Origin of the sequence: Nannocystis sp. (assembly GCF_016714285.1) — a bacterium.
Taxonomy (GTDB): Bacteria; Myxococcota_A; Polyangia; order Nannocystales; family Nannocystaceae; genus Nannocystis.
Genome location: NZ_JADJNN010000006.1, coordinates 109999 through 134053, shown reverse-complemented (window position 1 = coordinate 134053; position 24055 = coordinate 109999). Strand labels below are relative to the sequence as shown.

At 73.0% G+C, this 24055-nt stretch carries 14 protein-coding genes; 4 read left to right on the top strand and 10 right to left on the bottom strand.

Annotated features, from left to right (window positions below):
* Nucleotides 1-5 precede the first annotated feature (5 nt).
* Complete coding sequence (locus tag IPJ59_RS14750) at nt 6-2666, top strand: hypothetical protein (protein ID WP_293272206.1); 2661 nt, start codon at nt 6-8, stop codon at nt 2664-2666.
* 157 nt (nt 2667-2823) lie between these two features.
* Complete coding sequence (locus IPJ59_RS14745) at nt 2824-3420, top strand: hypothetical protein (RefSeq protein ID WP_293272205.1); 597 nt, start codon at nt 2824-2826, stop codon at nt 3418-3420.
* 86 nt (nt 3421-3506) lie between these two features.
* Here the strand turns inward: IPJ59_RS14745 and IPJ59_RS14740 are convergent, their stop codons facing one another.
* The 5 genes from IPJ59_RS14740 to IPJ59_RS14720 are packed head-to-tail and all read right to left on the bottom strand — an operon-like array spanning nt 3507 to nt 10811.
* The gene (locus IPJ59_RS14740) at nt 3507-4406 is read right to left on the bottom strand and encodes an LIC_10091 family protein (RefSeq protein WP_293272204.1); all 900 of its coding nucleotides are present in this window, start codon (nt 4404-4406) and stop codon (nt 3507-3509) included.
* A 20-nt stretch (nt 4407-4426) separates the two neighbouring features.
* Complete coding sequence (locus IPJ59_RS14735) at nt 4427-6148, bottom strand: helix-turn-helix domain-containing protein (RefSeq protein WP_293272203.1); 1722 nt, start codon at nt 6146-6148, stop codon at nt 4427-4429.
* A 10-nt stretch (nt 6149-6158) separates the two neighbouring features.
* Nucleotides 6159-7331 carry a hypothetical protein gene (locus IPJ59_RS14730; protein WP_293272202.1) on the bottom strand — a complete coding sequence of 391 codons (1173 nt, stop codon included), beginning with the start codon at nt 7329-7331 and terminating at the stop codon, nt 6159-6161.
* 52 nt (nt 7332-7383) lie between these two features.
* Entirely contained in the window at nt 7384-9393 is a 2010-nt protein-coding gene (locus IPJ59_RS14725) for a CHAT domain-containing protein (protein WP_293272201.1), read from the bottom strand.
* Complete coding sequence (locus IPJ59_RS14720) at nt 9393-10811, bottom strand: OmpA family protein (RefSeq protein ID WP_293272200.1); 1419 nt, start codon at nt 10809-10811, stop codon at nt 9393-9395. Before IPJ59_RS14720 ends, IPJ59_RS14725 begins: the two co-directional genes overlap by 1 nt.
* 213 nt (nt 10812-11024) lie before the next feature.
* On the opposite strand from IPJ59_RS14720, the gene IPJ59_RS14715 reads away from it, so the two are divergent.
* Nucleotides 11025-11990 carry a hypothetical protein gene (locus IPJ59_RS14715; RefSeq protein WP_293262551.1) on the top strand — a complete coding sequence of 322 codons (966 nt, stop codon included), beginning with the start codon at nt 11025-11027 and terminating at the stop codon, nt 11988-11990.
* 2 nt (nt 11991-11992) lie between these two features.
* Nucleotides 11993-14260 carry a hypothetical protein gene (locus IPJ59_RS14710; protein WP_293272199.1) on the top strand — a complete coding sequence of 756 codons (2268 nt, stop codon included), beginning with the start codon at nt 11993-11995 and terminating at the stop codon, nt 14258-14260.
* Here IPJ59_RS14710 and IPJ59_RS14705 read toward each other — a convergent pair.
* The 5 genes from IPJ59_RS14705 to IPJ59_RS14685 form a co-directional block, all read right to left on the bottom strand.
* On the bottom strand, nt 14159-14659 hold the full coding sequence (locus IPJ59_RS14705) for a hypothetical protein (protein ID WP_293262545.1): 501 nt from the start codon (nt 14657-14659) through the stop codon (nt 14159-14161). The two genes, IPJ59_RS14710 and IPJ59_RS14705, sit on opposite strands and share 102 nt — an antisense overlap.
* A 221-nt stretch (nt 14660-14880) precedes the next feature.
* Nucleotides 14881-16884 carry an eCIS core domain-containing protein gene (locus tag IPJ59_RS14700; protein ID WP_293272198.1) on the bottom strand — a complete coding sequence of 668 codons (2004 nt, stop codon included), beginning with the start codon at nt 16882-16884 and terminating at the stop codon, nt 14881-14883.
* Nucleotides 16885-16972: 88 nt separating this feature from the next.
* Nucleotides 16973-18319 (bottom strand): ATP-binding protein, encoded by a 1347-nt coding sequence (locus IPJ59_RS14695; protein ID WP_293262539.1) that lies wholly within the window; start codon nt 18317-18319, stop codon nt 16973-16975.
* Nucleotides 18316-20187, bottom strand: coding sequence for a contractile injection system tape measure protein (locus IPJ59_RS14690; protein WP_293272197.1), 1872 nt, complete (start codon nt 20185-20187; stop codon nt 18316-18318). The genes IPJ59_RS14695 and IPJ59_RS14690 overlap by 4 nt, the downstream gene beginning before the upstream one ends.
* A gap of 9 nt (nt 20188-20196) precedes the next feature.
* Nucleotides 20197-24054 (bottom strand): hypothetical protein, encoded by a 3858-nt coding sequence (locus IPJ59_RS14685; RefSeq protein ID WP_293272196.1) that lies wholly within the window; start codon nt 24052-24054, stop codon nt 20197-20199.
* Between the last annotated feature and the right edge of the window lies 1 nt (nt 24055).

Genomic DNA, 24055 nt, shown 5'->3' with positions numbered 1-24055 from the left:
CAATCATGGATCAGCGAGCCAGTCGTGCGGGTGTCGAGGCGGCGTGCAAGCTCATGCAGGATCCACGGACCCTGCGTTCCAACATCGGGCGGAAGGTCGTCCATGTGCCTGTGTATGAGGTCGTGCTGTCCGCGAGGAAGGCGGACGGAGGGGCGGGCGGGCGCGCGATGGTGCAGGTCGCCGCGGACGAGCCGGTGCGGCTGCGCCTCGATCGCGGGGATGGCCAGGAATTGGTGGTCGTGCCTGGCAAGCCGGTGGAGTTCAAGGCCGGGCCGACCGGCAAGCTGCGGCTCACCATCGACGCGATCAGTCAACGGGTGGGCGGGCGAGCGGCGCTTCGTTGCCCGCTGCTCAAGGTGCGTACGGGCGACATGCCCGGGGATCACTGGGAGGTGATCGCGCCTGACCGGCAGGCGCATGAGGAGCTCGGTGATGTGACCGGCGAGGTCCTGCTCGCGGGTCGCCCGGCGCGCAGCGGTCGTCACGCGACCAGGTCGCCGCTGAAGGCGGGGGTCTCGCGGGACGACGCCGACGAGCTCGCGGCCACGATCCGCGGTCTCATGGGCGCGGTGGGGCTCGGCACGCTCGAGGTCGATCGCAGCGGGCCGGTAGCGTTCTCCGGTGGCGACGCGCCGGTGGCGATCGAGGCCGCGTCGAGTCCGGGCGTGGCCGGTCGGGTCAGCGCCGCGGATGCGCCGCTGCAGCGGGTGATCGCGGCGCGGGAGCTGCCGCCGCCGGACGGTGAGCTCCTGAGCTTCGCCGCCGGTGATGCCGACGGCGACGCGATCAACGAGGTCACGCTGCTCGCCGCGCCCGAGCTTGCGCCGGACGACGACGAGCCGCAGTCGTTCGGCCTGCTCGCGCCGCCGTCGGGCGCGGCCCGCACGCGCGGTCTCCAGCGTGAGCTGCGGGGCATGGACGACGAGCTCCGCGAAGCCAAACAGGAGGAGCGAGCGGCGCGCAGGAAGCGGCGCGCCGAGAAGGCCCAGCAGTTCGCCGAGGAGCTCAAGAAATTCATCCGCGCTGCGGTGCTCCAGCCGCTCGCGGGCCTCGTGGACGACATCTTCGGCCGGGCCAGGGACGCGTTGCTGGTGGTGGTCGACACCGTCGACCCCAAGGGGGTGCTGGTGCGGACCTACCAGGTCGTCGTCGATTACGGGCAGAAGGTCGTGCGCGCCATTGTCGACAGCGTGGATTCGGCGCTCGATCTCATGGCCGGGTTTTGTGAGCGGCTCGGGGCGAAGTGCGAGGAGATGGTTCGGTTCCTGGCGGCGCTGTTCTCGTGGGACGACGTGCTCGAGACGGCCGACGGGCTGCTGGCGCTGCAGCAGGCGGGGTTGCGGCGGCTGCCGGGGCACATCAAGACCGTGCGCCAGCGCTGGGCCGGGCTGACGGGGTCGCTGGAGGCCACGCTGGTCGCGGCGATCGACGGCGCGGTCGCCTCGCTGCAGGGCGGTCAGGCGCAGCCGCCGAGGTCGACGTTGACGGGGCCCGGTCGGGACGAGCGCACGTCGTTCCTGTTCGACAAGGTCGAGAACAACCTCGATCACGCGAGCAAGCAGTTCGGCTTCTGGAAGCCGGACGCGCAGATGGTCGCCGAGTTCACGAAGGCCTTCGACCTGAACGGCGCCTTGAAGGGGATCGATGGGCCGGGCATCTGGAAGGAGTTCAAGGACAGCCTGGCCGCGCTCGACCTCGGCGACATGTTCAGCAGCGTGCAGGAGTTCTTCCGCGACGGGGCGAGCGCGGTGCTGGTCGGGCTCAAGGCCTTCGTCAAGCTGTTGGTCCGCGTGCTGACGGTCGCCGGTGACCTGGTGCTGCGCTTCGTGGACGTGCTGCTCGAGGTGGCCGTCAAGGCGCTCAATCTGCACCTCGAGATCCCGTTCCTGACCGACTTCATCGAGGACTCGGTGCTCGGCGGGCGCGAGCTGACGCTGCTGACCCTGTTGTCGGTGCTGGCGGCGATCCCGTTCACGGTCGCCTACAAGCTCGCCCACGGCGTCGACCACGGGCCCTACGGCGCGGCGGTCTCGTTCGCGGGCGACGAGGACCCGAAGCAGGTCGCGCGCTTCAACGAGACGGCGGCGGGGGCGGTCAACCTGGTCTGCTCCGTCGTGATCGGGATCGTGGTGACGCTCGTCGACCTCGCGGACGACGAGATGGCGGCGCCGCGGGTCCTCAAGGTGGTCAGCTCAGCCGCTGGGCTGGTCATCTCCGGGGTCACGGGCTTCCCCCTCGATACCTCGGACGCAGCGGCGTACGGCCTGGCGGTCACCAACTGGGTCGTGGGTGTGGTGGGCTCCGCGATCGGGATCGCCGACGCGGGCTTTGGCCTGTACCTGACGGTGAAGGGCAAGGAGAACGAGGCGATCGAGGACGCCTTCCGCTACGTGTCGGGCGGCATCGGCCTGCTGCAATTGGGGCTGGCGATCGCGATGGGCGCGCGGGACACGGCGCTCGAGAAGAAGAAGCCGGTCCAGGACCGGGACATCGATCTCGTGTGGCTGGGGGCGTCGGGGAACATCATCGGCGGCGTGGTGTCGGCGCTGCCGATCATCCCCGACGAACCCAAGCAGCTGAAGATCGCCAAGGTCGCGGCCGCGACCACGCTGATCCTCGCCCAGACGGGGATCGGCATCGCGTCGTTGAAATTCGCGGAGGCCTAGTGCGGTTGACAGGCCTCCGCGGGCCGTGCAGCATCGGCGGATGATGTCGAAGCTCTGGCTCGTATTGGTCGGGTTGTCACCATTGGGAAGCTCCTCGGAGGCCGCGTACTTCGCACCGCTGCCACCGTCGCAGTCGTCGCCGAAGCCCGCGCCGCCCGTGGACCCGAAGCCGCTCCCGAAGCCGCCCGAGGGCGCCCCCAACGACGGGCTCGCAGGGCCCCCGGTCGGGCTGCGCTTCGAGTACCTCACCCCGATGGACTTCGCGTCGGCCGACGCCGTCAGCGGGCTCATGGCGAAGCCAAGCTCCAGCGGGAATGGGGTCGAGCTGGGCTTCCATATTAGCTGGAGGGACCGAGACCGTAATCTTGCCTATCAGGGTCAAGCCTACGCCCGGGTGAAGCTCGCCCGCGGAGCCCGCATCCGCTGGCTCGACTGCGCGATCCAGACAATGTTCACGAAGAACGGCCAGGCCAGTGCGACCGCTTCGACCGCGGAGTTCGCGGTGACGGCGACGCTGCTTCACGCGCGCTACGCCGACCACCCGGACGCGACGCCGCCGTTCGCGCTAGCGACCCTGAAGCTGACGAAGAAGGCCAACGACGTGGAGGGGATGGACTTCGTGAAGGGGGTCGCCGTCGATCATCTGCGGGGGACCGTCTCGGACGATGGCTGGCACTACGTCGAACTCACGGCGAAGCAGTCAGGCGCTGGCTACGTCGGGCTGCGGGCCTGCAGGATCGGCTACCTACCCTGAGCCACGGCGGGAGGTCGCCGCTGGCGCTGCTGGGCCGCGGGCGTCGAGACGGGGATCGGCATCGCGGCCTTGAAATTCGCGGAGGATTAGCGGGCGATCGTCGAGTGGGCCGGGGCCTGCGGGGTGAAGGTGAGGGCCCCGCGGGTCGCGGCGTCGGCGAGGATCGCCGCGAGGTCGCCGAGGCGGTCGCGGTCGCGGGCGAGGAGGGCGGTGAGGGCGTGGCTCTGGTAGCTCCACAGATCTGCGGCGGGCCAGTCGGGGCGGTGGAGGGTGCGGAGGACGAGCGCGTCCGGGTCGCGCGGGAGGGCGGCGAGGTTCTCATCGAGGCGGCGCCGGTCGGGGAGGCTCTCCTCGACGTTGCTGAGATAGACGACGGTGAATGTGAGGCCGGCGTGGGCGGCGTGGGCGGCGATCGTGGGCATCGCGAGGGCGCCGCCGAGATCGCCGAGGACCGGGGACACGGCGCCGGTCTGCCACAGGCGATGGACGCGGGCGTAGAGGCCGGGGTCGGAGAGCCAGGTGTGCGGGCGGGCGGCGACGCGGCGGAGGTGGGCGGTGATGGCGGGCCAGGAGGCGGCGAGCTCGGGGTTCGGGGGCGTGGTGAGGGCGGCGAGGAATTGTTCGGGGTCGGGGGTGGCGGCGATGCGGGGGCCGAGCGCGCGGTGGAGGGCGACGACCTGCGGGTCGTGGTCGAGGAGGTAGGCGCGCTCGCTGTCGGCGAGGGCCATCAGGGTGTAACAGGCGTCGCCGCCGACGCCGAGGAGGGCGCCGCGGCGGCCGGCGAGCTCGCGGGCGAACAGGTCGTGGGCGGTCTCGTTGCCGACCAGGAAGCGGCGCGCGGGGGCGGGGAGGGCCTCGTCGACGAGGGCGGGCGGCGCGGGGGCGGGGAGGGCCTCGTCGACGAGGGCGGGGGGCGCGGGGGCGCAGGCGAGGAGCGCGGCGAGGATTGTGGTGAGATGGCGCGTTGGACATGTCCTGAAAGACATGGTCGTGAGGCCATGTCGTATCAATCGCCGTCACGCAGGTGGCGGGCGAGGGCGTCGCGGCCGGCGGCGGTGTAGCGGTCGCGCCAGCGCTCGAGGGTGGGGCGGTCGAGGCCGAGCTCGCGGAGGTGGACGGCGAGCGCCGGCTCGTCGCCGGCGAGGAGGGCGTGGATCGCCGACTCGAGGGCGGGCAGGGCGAGCGGCGTGGCAACGGCGGGCGCGGGCGAGCGGGAGGCCGGGCTCGACGCGGGCTCCGTGGTGATGGTCGTGGGCCAATGGTGCGTTGAATCGTTCTTGGGGTCGGCGGGGCGGACGGGGTTGTGGGGCTCGCCGCGGGGCAACTGGACGGCGGGGTCGCCGAGCAGGATGTAGCCGGCGAGGTCCTGGCGCAGCATCCACAGGTGGCCGAGGCGGGGGTCGCTGGTCGTCGGCTGGCCGCCGCTGCGCTGGGCCTCGGCGGCGTCGTGGAGCTCGGCGAGCTCGTCGTTGGTGTCGCTGTAGAAGCGGGTGAGCTCCTGGGCGGCGATGCCGGCCCGGTCGCCGCGGACCAGCGCGCGCAGGACGTTGTAGAACTTGGCGGGGCGCTTGGCCTTGCTGTCGTCCATCTCCATGAAGGCGTAGGACCAGGCGAGGTCGAGGTGGCCGATGAAGGCGAGGGGGCCCTCGGGGTTGGCGAGCAGGGTGCGGGGGAGGTCGGCGACGAAGGGGCGCTCGTCGCCGCGGGGCAGGCTGGCGAGCACGGCGTCGACGTTGCCGCGGAACTTGCCGAGGGCGGCGAGGTGGGCGAGCCAGTGGTGGAAGCGGCTGCGGTCGGGGGTGCCGGCGCCGAAGCAGGCGAACATGAACCACACGCCGCCGGGCATGAAGGGGCGGGCGGCCAGGTCGGCGCCGCGGAGCGAGCCGGCGCGGCCGAAGCTCATCGCGCCCTGACCGCTGCGGCGGTCTTGCTCGCTGCGCCAGCCCTGACGCGGGGCGCCGTCGCCGTGGCTGAGCGAGAAGAGGAGGCCGCCGGGGGCGTCGACGTGGGCGAGCAGGTCGTCGGGGCTGGGGTCGGTGGAGTCGCCGAGCTCGTGGAGGTCGGCGGGGAAGCGGGCGCGGCTGCGGGCGTCGTGGGCGAGCGAGAGGACCGGGGCGACGAGGCTGCGGTGGCCCAGGGTGGTCGCGGCGGAGCCGTCGTGGACGGTGTGGAACAGGGCCGGTGCGGGGCCGACTTGCGGTGGAGCGAGCTCCCAGCGCAGGACCTTGGCGGCGTAGGACTCGTAGTCGGCGAGGCTGGTGAAGGCGAGGCGACCGACGCAGCCGCCGAGGCTCTGGACCTGCTGTAATTCGCCGGAGAGCTCGTCGAGGTCGCCGAGCAGCAATTGGTAGTAGGGGATGTCCTCGGGCTCGTCGATGTTGAAGACCTGCTTGCGCCAGCGCGCGGCCTGGCTGGCGCTCATGCGCGGGGGGACGCGGTAGATGCGAACGGGGCGGTCTTGCTGGGCGGCGCGGTGGGCGATGAGCGGGGCGATCGCGGCGAGCATCGCGTCGCCGTGATCGCCGGTCGGCGCGAGCACCCCCCAGCCCTGCTGCTCGAGGTCGTTGCCGGCGGCGCCGACGTCGTAGAACGAGAGCGGGGCGAGCTCCTCGGTCTCGACGCTGGGCTCGCGGATCGCGGCGCCCGGGAGGCCGTCCGCGAGGGTGGGGCGGTGATCGTCGGCGTGGCTGAGGAGCAGGTGGATCGCGGGCTCGTCGTCGGCGTGCATCGGGGGGGCCTCACTTGGCGTAACAGACTGCGTTGCACTGATACTCGAGGGCGCACAGGGCGAGGCCGCGGCAGTCCTTCTCGATGGCGTCGGGCGGGCACTCGTCGCTGGGGACCTTGCCGTCAAGCACGCAGTTTTTCCACGCGCTGCTGTTGCAGACGTTCAGCTGGCTGCAGCACGACGCGCGGGCACACTTGGCGCAGGGGCCGTCCCCGGGCCTGGCGGGGCAGGTCTTGGCGACCTTGACCGGCGGCGGGGCGACGACCGGGGTGAGCGTGGGTGGCTCGGGCGGTGGCTCGGGCGGTGGCTCGGGCGTGGGCTCGGGCGTGGGCTCGGGCGTTGGTTCGGGCGGGGGATCCGGCGGCTTGATGTCTTTGGGGACAGGTACGATCGCGGCGGGCTGTACTTCGGGACAGGTGATCGCGGGGGCGGCCTGACAGGCGGCGAGCTGCTGGCGGGCGGTGTCGGCGGCGCTGCGCTGGGACAGGCCGAAGATGGCGCCGACGAGGGCGAGGCCGGCGAGGGCGAGCGCGGCGAGCAGCGGGGCGCGGCTGGCGACGGCAGCGGCCGCGCCCGGGCCGAGGATCGGCAGGGGGAGCGGCACGCGGCGGTCGTCGCTGTGGAGGCGCAGGTCGTTGGCGAGCAGGCGCCAGCGGCCGCGCAGGAGGTGGCGGAAGGCGCCGAGGTCGTGCTCGCCGACGGTCATCACGAGCTGGAGGCCGTGGATCGGGAGCTCGACGGCGGCGGCGAGGGCGTCGATGAGGCGGCGGTCGGCGACCCGATCGCGGTCGTCGTCGAGGAGCTGCCCGAGGTCGTGGAGCACGATGACGAGCGGGCGATCGGAGCTGCGATGGGCGCGGGCGAGGGCCTGGCGCAGGCCGACGAGGTCGCCGGGCTCGCCGGCGGGCTCGAGCTCCAGCTGGCGCAGCAGCTCGGCGACGAGGTGGGCGAGCGAGGGGCCGCCCGCGGGCCAGGCCTGGATGCTGACGCGGCGGACGTCGTGCAGCTGCGCGAGCAGGCCGAGGGCGTGGACCTCGACGACCTCGCGGACGAGCGCCGGGCTGGGGCCGTAGACGGTGCTGCAGCGGTAGGCGAGCAGCTGGCTGGCGAGCAGGGCGCCGAGGGCCGCGGGGTCGCGGGTGCGGAAGGCGGCGCGGGGCGTGGGTGCTTCGACCTGGCTCATGGGTCAGCCTCCTCGCAGAGGCCGGCGCGGGGCGTGGGTGCTTCGACCTGGCTCATGGGTCAGCCTCCTCGCAGAGCCCGGCGAGGGCGTCGAGGTCGAGGTCGAAGGCTCGCAGGGCGCCGCGCCCGAACAGGCCGCCGGCGCCCTGATCCCAGATCGCGGACTCGTTGCGGCCGGGGCGGGTGACGACCACGCTGACGCGGGAGGGCGGGCGCTGGTCGAGCAGCCAGGTGAGCAGCATGCGGTGGCGCCACTCGTGGATCGAGAGGCCGACGCCGAGGAAGGGGTGCATGCGCAGCCAGCCCATGAAGTGGGCCTCCCAGGCGGGCGGGAACAGGCCCTGGAGGGCGACGAGGCCGCGGACGTGGTCGTCCTCGGTGAGCTGCGGGGTGGTGAGGATCGGCTGCGCCTCGGGCGAGTAGCCGCCGTAGATCCGCAGGACCAGGATGTCGCGGCGGAGGTCGAGGTCCTCGGCCGGCGCCTCTTCTTCGTGCCACTCGCGGGCGCCGGCGGGGCGGACCATGACGAGGCGGCTCTCGAGGCCGTCGGGGGCGCCGGGCATGAGCGTGTAGATGTTGCGGTCCGGGTGGCGCTCGGCGAGGGCCCACTCGAGCAGCGGGAGCCACAGCAGGGTGGTGTGGGCGCCGGGGCCGACGCGGCTGACGAGGCTGCGCAGGAAGTTCGGCACGGCGATCTTCACGGCGGCGCCGATGTCCTTCTGGAACAGGCGCTGCAGCTTGCCGCGGCCGCTGTGCAGGAAGTAGCGCTCGGCCAGGGTGGAGAGGTCGAGGTTGGGGGCGATCGCCTCGCCGCGCTCGGAGAGGCCGGCCTCGAGGTCGGCGCGCAGGGCGTCGGCGCCGGCGAAGCGCTCGCCGACGTCGCCGAGGACGAGCGAGAAGGGGGCGTCGAGGACGGCGTGGAGCGGGCGCAGCTGGGCCCCGCTGGCGGCGGTGGGGGCCGGGGTGGTGGTCGGGGCGATGAGGCGGCGGCGGCGGAGGTCGAACACGCGGGCCGAGGTGCCGCGCAGGTAGAGGACCGGGGAGAACACCTCGGCGCCGCGCTCGGCGAGGGCGCGGCGCATGGCGGCGGTGGCGGCCGCGACGTCGCCGGCGCCGTCGCGCGCGAGGGTGAGGGCGCGGTAGAGCTCGACGGCGCAGTCGCGGGCGAACTCGGCGCGGACGGGCCAGAGGTGGGCGAGGACCGCCTCGGCGCCGCTGCGGGCGAGGGTCTCGGCGGCGCTGGCGAACACGCCTGGTTTGGCGCCGGAGCAGGCCTCGAGGACGACGAGGCGGAGCGACTCGCCGGCGGCGCCGCGCAGCTCCTGGGCGAGGGTCTCGGCGAGCAGCCAGGACTCGTCGCCGCTGCCGTCGTCGGCGAGCTGGAGGCGGGGGCTGCCGCGCTCGTCGAGGCCGCCGTGGCCGATCCAGTGGAGGATGTGCGGGGCCTCGGCGCGGCGCATCAGCTCGAGCAGGCGGCCGCGGGTGGCCTGGGCGCCGGCGATCGGGGGCAGCCACTCGATCGCGCCGGCGGCGATCGGCTCCTCGAGCGCGCGCTGCAGCGCGAGCAGGCGGTCGGCCTCGCCGATCGGGACGATCGCCTGCAGTCGCATGGCGCGGCGGATCTCTCGCGGCTCGAAGGGGTCGCCCGAGCTGACGCCGCGCACGAGCAGGAGCTCGGGGCTGACGCCGACAAATTCGCGGGCGGTGCCGGGGCGGCACATCGCCTCCCAGGGCACGCGCTGCAGCTCGGGGTCGAAGGCGCTGAGGCGGACGAGCAGGCGGCCGCCGTCCGGACGCGAGGCCTCGAGCAGGCGGGCGACGAGATCGGCGATCGCCCCGTGGAACACGGCGGCGTGGAGCTCGTGGGCCTCGGTGAGCACGTGCTCGGGGAGCTGCTGACCGGCGGCGACGGCCCGGCGCACGCCGCTGGTGAAGCCGGTGACGCGGCCGAGGTTGACGCCGCCGGCGAGTGGTTGCGGGGGCAACGATTCGCCGCGCGAGCCGCGGGCGCGGAGCAGCAGCTCCTGGTCGTTGCGGTGGAGCTCGAGCTCGAGCCAGGCCATCACGGGGCTCCTGTCGCGTGGTCGTTGACGAGGACCAGCTCGATGCGGCGGTTCTTGGCCTTGCCGCGGGCGCTGTTGTTGTCAGCGATCGGCTGTGCGCCGCCGCGGCCGACGGCGCGCAGGCGCTCGGCCGGGACGCCGGCCTGGATGAGGTACTGGCGCACGGACTCGGCGCGGCGGCGCGAGACCTCCTCGTTGACGGCGGCCTCGCCCTCGCTGTCGGTGTGGCCCTGGACCTCGATGCGGATCGACGGGTAGGTGCGCATCACGGCGGCGGCGTGGTCGAGGGCGGGGCGCGAGCCGGCGGTGATGCGGTCGCTCATGAAGGCGAAGTTGATGCCGCGCAGGGTGCCGACGATCGCGGCGAGGTCGACGGGGATCTCGTCGGGGCAGCCGTCGTCGTCCTGGTAGCCGTTCCACACCTCGGCCTTGTCGGGGCAGCGGTCGTCGCTGTCGAGCTCGCCGTCGTTGTCGCTGTCGGGCGGCGGGCAGCCGATGTGCGCGGGCTCGCCGGGGAGCGCGGGGCAGAGGTCGCCGCCGGGCGGCGGGATGTCGACCTGGCCCGGGTCGTAGACGCCGTCGGCGTCGCTGTCGCGCAGGCTCGGGCAGCCGCGGCGATCGACCTGACCGGGCTCGGCGGGGCAGTGGTCGTCGGGGTCGGGGACGCGGTCGTCGTCGCGATCGGGGCAGCCGCGGTCGCCCAGGCGGCCGGGTTGCTGGGGGCAGGCGTCGGTGGGGCGGGCGCGCTGGCCGGGGTCGTAGAGGCCGTCGTCGTCGCTGTCGCGGCCGCGCAGGTTGAGCGGGACGCTGACGCCGAGGAGGAGCTCGGGGTAGACGACGCGGCGGGTCTCGGTGCCGTGGCCGGAGCCGACGGTGCCGCGCAGGTCGAGGCGGATCGCGACGTTGCGGTGGACGTGGATCTTGAGGCCGCCGCCGAAGTGGCTGACGAGGTCGAGGTCGGTGCCGAGGGCGTCGCCGCGGGTGCCGAGGAGTCCGCCGCCGATGAGGACAAAGGGGACGACGCTGGCGAGCGGGAGCTGGGCGATCAGGTGGCCGCGGGCGGCGAAGAGGAGGGCGCGTGTGCTGGCGACGGTGGTGGGGGCGAGCGCTCCCTCGAGCTCGGCGCCGAGGTAGCGCAGCGGGAAGTATGCGAGGCGCAGGCCGAAGGTCGGGGCGACGCGGGCGTAGGGCTGCCACTTGCGATCGTATTGATAGAGCTCGTGGTTGCGCGATGGGAAGAGAGTGCCGACGAATGCGCCGGGCTCGAGGCTGTGGGCTTGCGGCCGGAACCGGCGGATCCACGGCCGGGCCGGCGCGTCGGCGGGCGGCGGCGCTGCTGCGTGCGCGGGGCTACCGACGAGCACGGCCAGCGCGAAGGGCAGGCCGCGACGACCGATGTATGTCCAGCCAGGCGTCATGCGCCCGTGCCAACCACCATGCCTGCAGACTATCCGGCCTTGCATGCGCATCACAAGCCGTGTCGAGGGCCGATGCTCGCGCTCGATCGCAGGATGAGGTGCGGCGACGTACATGTTGCAGGGACCGCGCGGCGCGCTCGCGGGCGCTGGCGCGAGCGTGCCGGTGGGTGGGTGCTGGCCAACGAGCGCTGGTGTGGCGCATACAATGGCGAGGTGGCGGGATGGATGCGGGGGGTGCTCGTGCTCGCTGCGGGTTCGCAGCTGGCGATCGCGTGCGCGCCGCCCTGCGTGGACGACGGGCTGCACGCCAAGCAGCACGGGGTGGTCTGCGCCGTCACGGCGGCGACTGGCGGCAGCACGAGCGGCACGAGCTCCGTGACGACGACCGCGGGCGCGACGACCGGGGACGTGACGACCGGGGGCGGCGCGACGGGGACTGGCGGTGGCTCGACGGGCGGGACGACTGGCGGTGTGAGCAGCAGCGTCAGCGGCAGCAGCGGCAGCGACACGGGTAGCAGCAGCGGCAGCAGCGGCAGCAGCGGGGGCAGCACGGGCGGCGGGAGCAGCAGCACGGGCGGGCTCGACTGTGCGGACGGGCAGCAGAACGGCGACGAGAGCGACGTCGACTGCGGCGGGAGCTGTACGCTTTGCGAGAATTTCCTGCACTGCAACAGCTCGGGCGACTGCGCGTCCCAGGCCTGTCATTTCAAGGGCCTGTGCGTGCCGGCCAGCTGCGTGGATGGAGTGTACGACCCGAAGACCGAGAGGTACCTCGATTGCGGATTGCTGTGCGGGCCGACCTGCGGGCTCGGCTTTCCCTGCATCCAGACGCCGGATTGCTTCGAGGGGACCTGCCAGGACACCAACAGCTGTCAGCTCCAGCCGCACTGCGACAACAATTTGATCGATGAAGGGGAGTCGGATATCGACTGCGGGCTGGATTGCGGGGCGACCTGCCGCCCGGACCAGAAGTGCCTCGATAACAATGATTGCTACTCGAAATCGTGCGTCGACGGGGTGTGCGAGGCGCAGCCGTCGTGCAGCAACAACGTCAAGGATCTGGATGAGACGGACCTCGACTGCGGCGGGACCTGCTACGGCTGCGCGCCGCTGAAGAAGTGCGTGATCACCGATGATTGTGCTCCACAGTTACAGTGCCTGGGGAATCTGTGTAATTAGTCATGAGTGGTACGGTCGCAGATTCACCGATCGATCTGCTGCTCTCCGACGCGGAGGCGCGGATGCCGGTGCTCGAGCGCGGGCTGCCGGAGTCGACGCTGACGGCCGCGACGGCGCCGGCCGAGCCGCGCGGGGCGGGCTCGCTGTTCCTCGACGCGCCGGACCGCGACCCCAACCTGCTCGACCTGCAGCGCTGGGGGGTGATCGCGCCGGAGGGGCCGGTGGGCGATCTGCTGCTCGGGGCGATCGCGGGGTTGATCGAGCACCGCCGGGCGGAGCAGGGGACCAAGCCGCGGATCTACCGGGTGCCGCCGGGGCAGGACTCGGCGGCGGCGATCCGCTGGCGCGACGAGGTGCTGCGGGCGGAGAAGGTGCCGGAGCACGAGCGGCCGCGCTATTTGTTGCTGCTCGGCGAGCTCACGCAGGTGTCGCTCGAGCTGCAGCAGACGCTGGCGCACGGCTGCTTCGTGGGTCGTCTGGCGCTGGACGATGAGGCGGCCTACGGGGCCTACGCCGACAAGGTGATCGGGTGGGAGCGGAGCGCCCGCGAGCTGCCGCGGGCGCTGTACTACACGGCCCAGGACGGGACGGCGGCGATCAGCGCGGGCTATCGCCACCTGATCCAGCCCTGCGTCGAGATGGCGGAGCGCTGGCGCGGCGCGGGCAAGCTCGAGCTGGCGGAGGCGGTGACGGTGCCCTACGCGGATGACGGTCCGGGCGCGCTGATCGAGGCGGCGGGGTCGCGCGAGGCGAGCGTGTTGCTGTCGCTGTCGCACGGGCTCGGCGCGCCGCGCCGCGGGTGGCGCAGCGCGGAGCAGCAGCGGCGCACGCAGGGCGCGCTGTGCCTCGGCCTCGACGGGGAGCCGCTGTCCGCGGAGTCGCTGGGCTCGGCGCCGTTCCTGCCGGGCGGGGTGTGGCTGATGATCGCGTGCTTCGGGGCGGGCACGCCGGGTGACAGCGCGTACCTGCCGTGGTTGCAGGCGCTGGCGGCGAGCGGCGGCGAGGGGCGGGCGGCGGCGGAGGTGCTGCGCAGCCTGCCCCGCGCCGGCGAGCCGCCGTTCCTGGCCGCGCTGCCGCAGGCGGCGCTGGCCAACCCGAAGGGGCCGCTGGCGGTGATCGGGCACGTCGATCTGGCGTGGAGCTTCGCGTTCATGGACGGTGGTCGCGGCAGCCGGGCGTCGCGGATCTTCGGGGCGATGCGGGCGCTGCTGTCGGGCAGCCGCGCCGGGGTGGCGCTCGACTCGCTGATGCAGGCGTACCGCGAGGCCAACGACGACCTGAGCTCGGGGTACCAGCTGCAGCGCGAGGCGGCGGCGCGCGGGCAGGCCTACGCTGGCGACGCGCGCAAGGTGGCGCAGCTGTGGATGCGGCGCAACGACCTGCGCGGGTATCTGCTGCTCGGCGATCCGGCGGCGCACCTGCCCCTGGCGCGCGCGCGGGCCAGGCTGGGCGAGCCGGGGATGCCGAGCGTGCTCATCGACCTGCGCGACCCGCAGCGGGCGGCGCTGCTCGGCCGGCGGGCGGCCGCGAAGGACGGCGCGGATGATGCTGTCCCGAAGGACAGGCAGGCTGGGGGCGGGGACGCGGCGGATATGTCTGTCTCTCGGGACAGGTCGTCGGTGGTCGATGAGGCTGTCTCGCGGGACAGGTCGGTGGCGGTCGATGAGGCTGTCTCGCGGGACAGGTCGGTGGTCGCGGCGGATGGGCCTGTCTCGCGGGACAGGTCGGTGGTCGCGGCGGAGGGGGCTGTCTCTCGGGACAGGTCGGTGGTCGCGGCGGAGGGGGCTGTCTCTCGGGACAGGCCGGTGGAGGCGCCGCGGGGTCAGCAGGCGGGCGGCAGCGGGGTCGCGAGGGAAGGGCACGCGGTGGCGGTCTCTGCCGGGGGCAGGCCGGTGGCGGTGAGCGGCGGGGCGGCGAGCGGCGGGCCGGTGGCGGTCGGCGGGGGCGCGCGGGGGGCGGTCGAGGAGGGGCCGGGACGCGGCGCGGCGGCGCGAGCGGGCCGTGCTGGCGCTGCTGCGCGGGGCAGAGGCGCCGCAGGCGATCGCGGCGGGCTGCGGGGTGACGCTCGACGATCTGTTCGAGTGGCTCGAGCGCTACCGCGAGGGCGGACGGCGCGAGCTCAGGGGTTGAGCGGGCGCGTCGCGTACGACCGGGACGCGCGGCGGAGCTCAGGGGCCGGCGAGCCAGACGAGGATGCCGGTGAGCACGGCGCCGACGCTGATGCCGTTGATCGGGGCGATGAGGTACTTGTACAGGGTCTTCTCCTGTAGCGCGGCGAGCAGGGTCTCGTGGTTGAGCACGAACAGGAGATTGGTCGCAAGGCTGTAGCAGACGAGGAAGAGGACCGTCTCGCTCTTGATGTCGGCGTCGATGCGCGCGCCGAGGAACTGATGGCTGAAGAGGTCGACGGCGGCGAGGTTGCCGAGCGCGAAGAAGAGCGCCCAGGCGAGGCTGAGCCCGGGCCGGGCCCGGTCGAGCATACGGATGCGGATCGCGGCGATGACGGCGATGACGAGGAAGAGCACGAAGCAAGAGACGCCGAGGAAGAATACGCGGACCTCGAACTTCCCGTGCATGAAGAAGTCCTTGGCGAAGGAGGCGCCAAGGATGAAGGCGCCGAGGAAGGTCGCCGCGATCTCGACGCGGTCGTCTTTGGTGATGGCTCGCACGGGCTTTCCCGCGGCGGAGAGTATCCGCGGACCCGCGCGACGGCAAGCGCTGCGCTGCGCTGGGATGAGATGTCCTTTTAGACAGGTGATGATATCGCCGCGATCAGGGGGTGCGCGGCTCGAGGCGGGTGAGCAGGCCTCGCCCAGGCCGGTGAGCGGTTAGGCGAACGGGGGCTGGTCGCCGAAGCTGGTGGTGAAGCTGGCTGCGGGCGGCGCGGGCTTTAGTTCGGGGTGAACTCATTGAAGGTGTTGATGGCCTGGTCCAGTTGCTGGAACAGGGTCTCGGCGCCGAGGTTCGGGAACTTCTCCAGCAAGGCCTGCTTGATCTGCGCGACCTCCAGCAGCAGCGCCTCGGGGGTGGTCGCCGCGAACCCCTCCACGGGCTTCCCCTCCGTCAGGGGTTTCTTGTATGCCTTGGCGTTGAGGATGAACATCTGGAGCTTGAGATGGGCGCCCTCAAGGTACTCGTTCCGCGACTTGCGCTCCCTGTTCGAGAGGGGCTTGTCGCCGCGGGGGACCGTACGCCCGGTCGCTTTGTTCCGCTCCGCGAAGCCTCGGGCGCGGCCGAGGTAGGTGGTCGTGTCGTGCTTCTCGGATGTCTCGTTGTTCCACTGCTGCTTCGAGAGCCAGTGGCCGGTCTGCTTCAGCTGCCTGAGCCGCTCCTGGGCCTTCTTCAGGCGCGTCAGCGCGGCCTGGACCTCGGGCTCCGGGAGGAGCGGGGCGAGCACGGCGCGGAGCTGGTGCTCCTTCACGCCGAGCACCTGCTCGGCGACCTCCTCGTCGACGTACATCGGGAAGCCGGTGAACTTGTCGTCGTTGGAGTTGGGTTTGTCGACGTCCAGCTTGAGCTTGCCGAAGGACAGGTCGTTGTCGATGCCGACGACCTTCGTCTTTTCGCCGTCCTGGGTGATGAAGAAGTTGCCGCCGTGGCGGTCGACCTGGCCGGTGATCGCGTCCATGAGCTGGAGGGTCGAGAGCTGGCGCTGGAGCTCCGGGTCGGACCAGTCGAGCTCCTCGAAGATCGGCAACGCGCCGCCGCCCTGGATCGCGGTGCCGTCGACGAACTCGGACGCGGTGCCGTGCTGGAAGCCCTTGTCGGTCTGACGCGTGGCGAATTCGCTGCGGCTGGTCACGTTGGCGCCGAACAGCTGGTCGACCTGCCAGCTGGCGACGGCGCGGTTGGACAGCAGCGGACTCTCGTTGAAGTCGATCCCCGACTCGACGCCGGCGATCGCTACCTGTGCCTTGGAGTCGATCTTCTTGGCGCGCTGGTCGTCCTTGAAGACCGCGTTGATCTTCCCGAAGGTGGACAGGAAGACCTGACCGACCTGGCCGCCGCCGAGCTTGTCGCCGGTGCTGCCTTCCTTGAGCCCGCTGATGATCACGCCGATCTCCCGCGGGATGTCGCGATAGGCGAGCTGCTCGACCGCGCCTTTCAGGGTGAGCTCATTCTTTTTCTTGTTGTTCTTCGCGTAGGATGGGAGCTCGCCGCGCGTGGAGAGCCAGGCGAGGCACTGCTCGCGCAGCTGATTGAGCGGGCCGATCGCGGGCTTGCCGTCGATGGCCTCGCCCTTGAGCTTTTCATAGCTTCGCATGATGCGAATGAGCTGCTTCCATCGCTTGTCCTTCTTCGTCGACTTGTCGGCCTTGTCGCCCAGCTTCTCCGTGGTCCACGCCAGCTTGGCCTGGATCGGCGCCGTGGCGGGCGCTTGACCGCCGGCGCCGCCGAGGCTGACGCGCTCGCCGGCCGCGGCGCGCTGGCCCGCGGCGTCGGCCTCGGACTCGAGGGCATGCTCGTGGACGAGGCCGCCGCTGTCGCGAGGTCCGGGCACGCGGCCCGCTCGTTGCTGCTGCACGTGCGCGAGCTCGTGGCCGAGGAGCTCGAGGCCCGCGGGCGTCCCGGGCCGATAGGCGCCGGCGGCGAAGTGAATGTCAGTACCCTGCGTGAAGGCGACGGCGCCGATGCGGCTGGCGGCGTCGCCCTGGTGGACGCGCACGTCGGCGAAGCTGGCGCCGAAGGCCTGCTCCATGTGTGTACGGGCGGCGGCGTCGAGGGTCGCGCCGCCCGGCGCGGCGGCCTGGACGGGTGCGGTGGGCGAGGCGTGGCAGTCGGCGAACTCGATGCCGCAAGGGGGGGGCTGCAGGGCGAGGCCGCGGCTCGCGGCGCGCGGGCTGTCGGGGCGGGCCGTGGTGGTCTGCTCCCGCTGCTGCGTGATACGTGCCATCGGTCGATTGTACCAGTGGTCGCCCGGTCTGCGGCGAGCGGGCCTGCGGCGCACCGCGGCGCGCGCTCGCAGGTGAGCGCGGATGCGGCTAGCCGGCGATGCGACCGTCCTTGGTGAGCTCGTGGCGGATCGCTTGCTGGAGGTCGCTGTCGCTGATGGCGCGCTCGGCCTCGGCGATCGCGGTGAGGCTGACGCGGCGGATGATGTTCATGATCGACGCGCCGGAGAGCTCGTGCGCGCGGGCGAGGGCGGCGAGGTCGACGTCCGGGGCGAGGCGGGCCTTCGGGGAGAAGCCCCGCGTCCACAGGCGCAGCCGCTCGGCGGGGCGCGGCAGCGGGAAGTAGACGGTCGACTCGAAGCGGCGGGCGAAGGCGTCGTCGAGGTTGTCGGGCAGGTTCGAGGCGAGGATCGTGATGCCGTCGAAGCTCTCGATGCGCTGGAGGAGGTAGGCGACCTCCTGGTTGGCGTAGCGGTCGTGGGCGTCGTTGGTGGCGCTGCGCCGGCCGAACAGGGCGTCGGCCTCGTCGAAGAACAGCAGCCAGCCGCGCTGCTGGGCGCGGTCGAACACGCGGGACAGGTTCTTCTCGGTCTCGCCGATGTACTTCGAGACGACCAGCGAGAGGTCGACGCGGTAGACGTCGCGGCCGGCGAGCTTGCCGACGAGCGCGGCGCTCATGGTCTTGCCGGTGCCGGGCGGGCCGTGGAACAGGGCGCGGTGGCCCGGGCGCAGGCGGGTCGCCATGCCCCACGCGCGCATCAGGGTGTCGCCGTGGGCGATGAAGGTCTGGACCTCGTGGAGCTGGCGGAGCGTGCTGGGCGGGAGGACGAGGTCATCCCAGGTCATGGCGGTGTCGATGCGCAGGGCGGGGAACTCGGGGTCGTGCGCGGGCGGGGAGCGCCTTCCAGTGAGCAGGAGGCCGAGCAGCTCGGGTGAGATCCGCAGCGCGGCCTTCATCGCCGACGGAGCCCGGGGTGTGGGGACGACGCGGACGATGTCGTGGCGGACGAAGGGGTGATCGGGCTCGAGGATCTGCAAGACGGCGGCGCGGGCCGCCAGCGAGCCGCCGTCGAGGATGAAGGCCAGGGTCTCGCCGCTCGGCTCGAAGTCGTCGTCGCTGCGGGTGCCGCCGAACTCGGTGAAGCGGCGGTCGAAGGTCGCGTTCTTGACCGAGAAGACGTCGAGCAGCTGCGGGCGCAGGTGGGGGACGAGGGCGAGGATCAACGCGAGCCGCTCGACGAGCTCGAGCGGGCGCTCGCCGAGCAGGCGGGCGTAGGCCGAGGTGGAGTCGCCGAGCTCGGGCGGCGGGAGCTCGGCGAGGGTCCGCGGCGCGCCGGGTCGCGGCTCGCGGGCGAAGTAGACGTTGAAGCGGAGGTCGAGGACCCGGGCGAACCACTCGAGCTCGCGCTCGAGGTCGGCGAGGTGGATGTCGCTCATGCCCACTCCACGCGCAAGGGGTCTGGCATCCACGGCAGCTTGACCCACGACCACGCCCACGGGAAGCGCGCGAGCACGAGGTCGTGGGTGCGGGCCTCGACCTGCAGGGTCCAGGCGCCGTCGCGGGTGGTGAGGGCGGCGGGGCGGCGCAGGAAGGTGGCGCGGAAGCTGGCGACGGGCATGTCGCGGAGGATCGTCGCGTGGGCGATGACGGCGGCGAGGAGGCGCTCGCACTCGTCGATCTGGGGTCCGGCGAGCGGGCGCGCGAGCGTGAAGCTGTCGGTCGGCGAGCGACCGACGAGCAGCTTGGCCAGCGGGAGCGTGAACTCGGGGGGATCGGGGTCCTCGCTGGCGAGCTGCGCGAGCAGGGCGATCGCCTGCATGCTCGCGGGCTCGTCGATGAAGCGGCGCTCGTCGTCCAGGAGGCCGACGCGGAGGAAGAAGCGATCGAGGAAGGGCCACAGGATCACGAGGCCGGCGTCCTCGACGTAGAGCTCGTCCGGGCGCGCGCGGGGGCGACGTGGGGGCGGACGGGTGGGGCGCGGGGCGGCGAGCTGCGGCGTGGCGTGCGGGGCGGTGGTTTCGCGGGGGTCGGCGTGGGGGTGATGCGGGTCGGGCTCGTTCACCGCGACTGCGGGCGAGCGATGTTCGGGTGGTTCGGTGGTTGGCGTTGGCTCGAGCTCGGTGGGTGGCGTTGGCTCGAGCTCGCGGGGGATTTCGCTGGGTCGCGTTGGCTCGAGCTCGCGGGTGGCTTCGGTGGGTGGCGTTGGCTCGAGCTCGCGGGTGCGTTCGGTGGGTGGCGTTGGCTCGAGCTCGTGGGCGTGCGGCTCGGCGGGTCCGGCCGGTGCTGGCTTGCTCGGCTCCGGCTCGGGGAGACGATCGTCGTGGGGTCTGGTGGGGGGCGATGGTTCGTGAACGCGGCGTGGTTCGCGGAGCTCGCGGAGCTCGGGGGGCTCGAGCTCGGCGGGTTGCAGCGACGTCGGGTCGGGGTCGGGCGACGGCTGCGGCGTTGTGATGTCGTGGTTTGGGTCGGGCCCGGTGTCACGATGGGAGCTCCCGCGCGCGTGGAGCTCGGTGAGCGCAGCGGCGAGGGCGGCGTGCAGCGCGGGCGGTAGCTCGGGGGGTCGCTGCGGCGCGGCGGGTCGCCAGCCGGGCAGGTCGGCGAGCTGCAGGACGATCGATCGCAGGGCCTGGGTGGGTGCGAGGGCCGGGTGGGCGACCGCGGTGAGGATCGCCTGGCGCAGGCGGAGGAGGCGACGGGGACCGGCCTGCGGGGCCGCGTCGAGCTGCTGCGTGAGGAGCTGGAGGGCGGCGGGCAGGCCGAGGCGGGCGGCGGGCCAGCGCAGGCCGACGAGCGTGTCGAGGCAGGCGGCGTCGAGGTGACGGGCGAGGCGGGTCCGGGCGACGGGGTCGTCGGCGAGCTCGGCGAGGAGCGTGAGGAGGGCGGCCGGGGCCTCGCGGAGCAGGGTGACGCTGGCCGCGGCGATCGGGTCGCCTCGGCTGGCGTCGGCCCACCACGGGAGGTTGCCGGTCGTGGCGAAGGTGGTGAGGAGCTCGAGCGGGGCGTCGCCGCGGACGTCGCTGCGGCGGTCGGCGAGGGCCTGGCGCAGGGCGGTGCGCAGGGCGGCCTCGAGTTTGCGGAGGAGGTCGTCCTCGAAGTCGTCGACGTCGAGGTTGCCGAGGTCGAGCTCGAGGCGGTCGAGGCGGTCGATCTGCGCGGGGTCGCTGTGCTCGCCGAGGAGGCGGTCGAGCAGCGGGGAGATCCGTCGCTCGTGCAGACGGCTGGTCCGCTCGATCAGGTCGGTGGCGAGCTCGACGTCGCCGACACGCAGCTCGATCTCCACGTGGTTGACCCGGTGGCTGGCCATGACGGGCGCTCAGCCGGGCGGCGTTACCGGGATGGCGATGGCCAGGCGGCGCTCGACGACGATGGCGCCGGGGGTGGTGCGGGTGACGCTGAGGTCGAGCAGGGTCGCCTCTGCGAGCGGGCCGGTGTTCAGCTCGAGGCGCCCGTCGACGCCTTCGGTCTCGGCGAGGAGGGTCTCGCCGCGGAGGAGGCGGTAGCGCTCGTCGCGGCGGCTGGCGGTGATCACCACGTTCACAGCGGCGCCGGGTGTGACGCTGGCGGGCTCGATGAGCAGGGCCGGGGCGGGCTCGATCGTGGCGAGGCCGGCGAGCGCGCAGCGCAGGCCGCTGGTGGCCTTGCGGGCGTGGACGCGGAGGACGGCGCCGAGGGGCAGGGGCGCGGCGTCGACGAGCGGAGGCGGCGGCGCTGCGAGAGGTCGGGCGTCGCCCGGGGCGTCGCGGGCGAGGGCCAGGTCGACCTCGACGCGCAGCTGATCGACGCCCTTGTTGCTGCGCGGGTCGAGCTCGTCGCGCTGGTGGAAGTAGGCGGGCAGGGTGATCGCGGCGTCGTCGCGGTGGAGCTCGTAGAACACGCCGGGCTGGCCGCCGCGGAGCACGATCGGGCCGGTGGTGCTCGCGTCGGCGAGCGTGAGCTGCAGCGAGAGGTCAGGGCTGGGGTCGGGCCGCAGCAGCAGCATGAGCACGGGCTCGAGCTGGACGATCGAGGTGATCGTGTCCGACGCGCTGGCGTGGCGACGGTGGCGTTTGCTGGCCTGGACGACCAGCAGCGAGTCCTCGCCGGGCGTGGGGAGCGGGAGGTCGAGGGGGCCGCCGGTGCCGGGTCGGGCTTCGCCGAGCGGCTGGAGCTCGTGCCAGGCGAGGGTCGCGGGTCGCTGCACGCGGATCAGGGGGCCGTCGTCGGGCTGGAGGTCGAGCGTGGGGGCGGGCGGGGGATCGGTGAACACGAACTCGGCGTCGCGGATGGCTCGTCGCCAGACGCGGTACTCGACGCTGGTCTCGCTGGCGTGCAGGCGCAGCGTGGGCGTGGCGGTGTGGGCGACGATCGCCGCGGGGAGGAGCGCGGCGGCGACGGCTGGGTTGGCCTCGATCCGCAGCGAGAGCACGGTCGTGAGGAGGGCGCTGCGGATCTCGGGGTGCTCCGGGTCGCCGACGGCCTTGCTGCCGTGGACGCGCAGCTCGAGGTCGTCGTGGAGGGGGACGGTGCGCAGGACGATCGTGCCGGAGGTCCCGACCACCGGCGCCTGCGAGACGACGCGGGTGGGATCGGCGGCGTCGACGAGCTGGTAGACGACGCCCTCCTGGCTGGCGATGACCTCGACCTCGACGACGGAGCCGTGGGCCGCGATGCGCGGGTCCGAGGGTCGGGGCGCGTCGATGCTGCGGTCGAGCAGGGGCAGGCCGCGGAGGTTGACGACGAGCGAGGGGTCGACGCCGAGGACGACGCTGACGAGGCCGTGCAGCCAGGCCTGACGGCGCGGGCGGGCCTCGCCGGGCTCCTCGCGCTTCTCGGCGAGGATCCGGTAGCTGGCGTCCTCGACGCTCGCGGGGGTCCGCAGCTCGATGGTCCCGCCGGTGCCCTCGGCGGTGATGGGACGTCCCTCGCGCAAGATCGCGGCGCCGCTTCGGCGGTCGCGCAGGCTGTAGATCACGTCGCGCTGGCTGAGTTCGATCGTGATCGCGGCCGGGGTGCCCGGGGCGACGGTGAGGTGGCGCGCGAGCGGGAGGTCGCGCAGCGGGTAGCTGCGTCCGAAGCCAAGGAGGTCGATGACGCGGTCGCGGGCGTCGCGGAGCGGGATGTGGAGCTCGTCGGGGACGGTGCCAGCGCGGAGGCTGGCGGCGCGGTAGTTCCGGTGGGCGACGCGGAAGGCGGTCCAGGCCGCGTTGAAGGCGCTCCAGTGGGCCCCGGCGTCGTCGTCTCCGAACCAGTGCAGCTGGGGGCGGAGGTGGGCCGGGGTCTCGGCGAGGAGGGTGCGGGCGACCATCTGTGCGAAGGCCGAGTCGGGCTGATCGCCGGGCGTCGCCTCGAAGACGTAGCTGACCTGCAAGGACCAGGGGTCTTGCTCGCGGACGCCGGAGAGCAGCGGGACGCGGGGGTCGGCCTCGTCGCCGATCTGGCGCGCGTCCTCGGGGATCGGTCGCAGCAGCACGTGTTCGACGACGTGCAGGCGCGGGCGCTCGCCGAGGCCGAGCTTGAGGCGGAGGCGCTGGACGAGCCCGGAGAGCTCGTCGCTGTCGCCGAGGATGTCGTGGCCAGAGCCGCGGGCGCCGCTCAGCCGCGGGTAGTCGCGGAGGAAGGCCTGGCGATCGGCGACGAGCGCCGCGTCGCTGCGGGTGGGCGAGTCGGTGTCGCCGATCTGGGCGTGGTCGCCGAGCTGCTCGGCGTAGCGAGCGAGGAGGTGGCACAGGAAGCGGTTGCGGCGCACGCGGGCGTCGCCGCCGTGGACGCTGCGCTCGACGGCGTCGGCGAGCCAGGCGCGGTGGACCCCGGGATCGTGGCGCAGGAGCTCGTCGATGTGCAGCCGCGGGTCGTCGAGCGGCTGGGCGAAGTAGGTGCGCAGCGGGGCATCCTCGGGCGACAGGAGCTGGTGGGCGTGGGCCAGCTGGGCGAACTCGTTGGCGAGGAGCTGATCGAAGATGTGGAGATAGGCGGCGAGCTGGCGGGCCTGGGCCTGACGTTCGACCGGGGCGAGGTCGGGCAGGCCGAGGGCGCCGACGCCGTAGGCGCTCGGGAGCTGGTGGCGGATCGATCGGTGATCGGCGAGCCGGCGGTCGCGCCCATGGGGCGGCGGATGGCCGTGGGCGGCGTCGCTGCGGCGGCGGGCGTGGGCGGCGAGGCGGCGGGCGTCGAGGCGGGCCTGGACCTCGGCGCGATCGATGCGGACGGGCAAGCCGGCGCGCAGGAGGCAGAGCTCGGAGCCGGTGGCGAGGACGGGGACCTGACCGGCGGGGATCTCGAGCAGCCAGCGCTCGCGCGGCGCGGTGGCGGAGGTCGCGAGGGCGAGCGAGCGAACGGCCCGCACCGCGGGGACGTTCATGATCACGTGGATCAGGTCGGAGGCGCGGACGGCGGTGCGTGGCGGCGGCAGCTCGCCGAGCACGAAGCCGTGGCGCAGCGGCGGGCCCTCGTAGAGCTCGTCGAGGCGGTGGCCCTGGTCGGTGGCGTCGTCGCGGCCGGTGAAGCGCACCGGGGGGGCGAGGTAGGCCTCGAGCTGCTCGATGATGTCGGCCAGGAGCTCGGCCGGTTGATCGATCGGGCCGACCTCGATCTTGGCCTGGATCCACACCTCGTGCGGCGTGAGCAGGGCGAGGAGGTGGTCCTCACCGAGGCCGCGGCAGCGGTGCAGGCTGGCGGCGACCTGGGTGAGCGCCTGCTCGGCGGACAGGCGATCGCCGGTCTGGAGCAGCACGCGCTGCAGGCCGGCGAGCTGCACGGGCCGGGCGGCGTGGTCGCCGGGGTCGCGCTGGAGGTGGAGCTCGTCGCTGCCCTGGAGGTGATAAAACGGGAGCTCGGGCGCGCCGAGGGCCTCGACCCAGGCGTTGCTGACGCCCTCGATGTCGAGGACTTGCTTGCGCAGGTCGGCCTGGGTGACCGGGTTGCAGGTGAGGATCGCGGCGGGCCCGGGCAGCGCGATCGCGGGGTCGGTGCCGGCGATGAGATCGGCGACGGGGTGCTGGATGCGATATCCGAGGTCGGTGATCGCGTAGCACAATTGCTCGAGGATCGTGACGCCGGGATCGTGGGCGTTGAAGTCGGTCCATTGCTCGCCGGCGAGGCGTCCGAGCAGGCGGATGCCCTCCTCGCGCAGCCGGGCGTAGTCCATCGCCAGGTGCTCGAGCGGGCCGGTCGGCAGGGTCGGGGAGGTGCTCATC

What these genes read in the sequence shown, in the direction of transcription:
- IPJ59_RS14750 (WP_293272206.1), top strand. Translation starts at nt 6, where the DNA reads ATGGATCAGCGAGCCAGTCGTGCGGGTGTCGAGGCGGCGTGCAAGCTC.
- IPJ59_RS14740 (WP_293272204.1), bottom strand. Translation starts at nt 4,406, where the DNA reads ATGTCTTTCAGGACATGTCCAACGCGCCATCTCACCACAATCCTCGCC.
- IPJ59_RS14735 (WP_293272203.1), bottom strand. Translation starts at nt 6,148, where the DNA reads ATGCACGCCGACGACGAGCCCGCGATCCACCTGCTCCTCAGCCACGCC.
- IPJ59_RS14730 (WP_293272202.1), bottom strand. Translation starts at nt 7,331, where the DNA reads ATGAGCCAGGTCGAAGCACCCACGCCCCGCGCCGCCTTCCGCACCCGC.
- IPJ59_RS14725 (WP_293272201.1), bottom strand. Translation starts at nt 9,393, where the DNA reads ATGGCCTGGCTCGAGCTCGAGCTCCACCGCAACGACCAGGAGCTGCTG.
- IPJ59_RS14720 (WP_293272200.1), bottom strand. Translation starts at nt 10,811, where the DNA reads ATGACGCCTGGCTGGACATACATCGGTCGTCGCGGCCTGCCCTTCGCG.
- IPJ59_RS14710 (WP_293272199.1), top strand. Translation starts at nt 11,993, where the DNA reads ATGAGTGGTACGGTCGCAGATTCACCGATCGATCTGCTGCTCTCCGAC.
- IPJ59_RS14700 (WP_293272198.1), bottom strand. Translation starts at nt 16,884, where the DNA reads ATGGCACGTATCACGCAGCAGCGGGAGCAGACCACCACGGCCCGCCCC.
- IPJ59_RS14695 (WP_293262539.1), bottom strand. Translation starts at nt 18,319, where the DNA reads ATGAGCGACATCCACCTCGCCGACCTCGAGCGCGAGCTCGAGTGGTTC.
- IPJ59_RS14690 (WP_293272197.1), bottom strand. Translation starts at nt 20,187, where the DNA reads ATGGCCAGCCACCGGGTCAACCACGTGGAGATCGAGCTGCGTGTCGGC.
- IPJ59_RS14685 (WP_293272196.1), bottom strand. Translation starts at nt 24,054, where the DNA reads ATGAGCACCTCCCCGACCCTGCCGACCGGCCCGCTCGAGCACCTGGCG.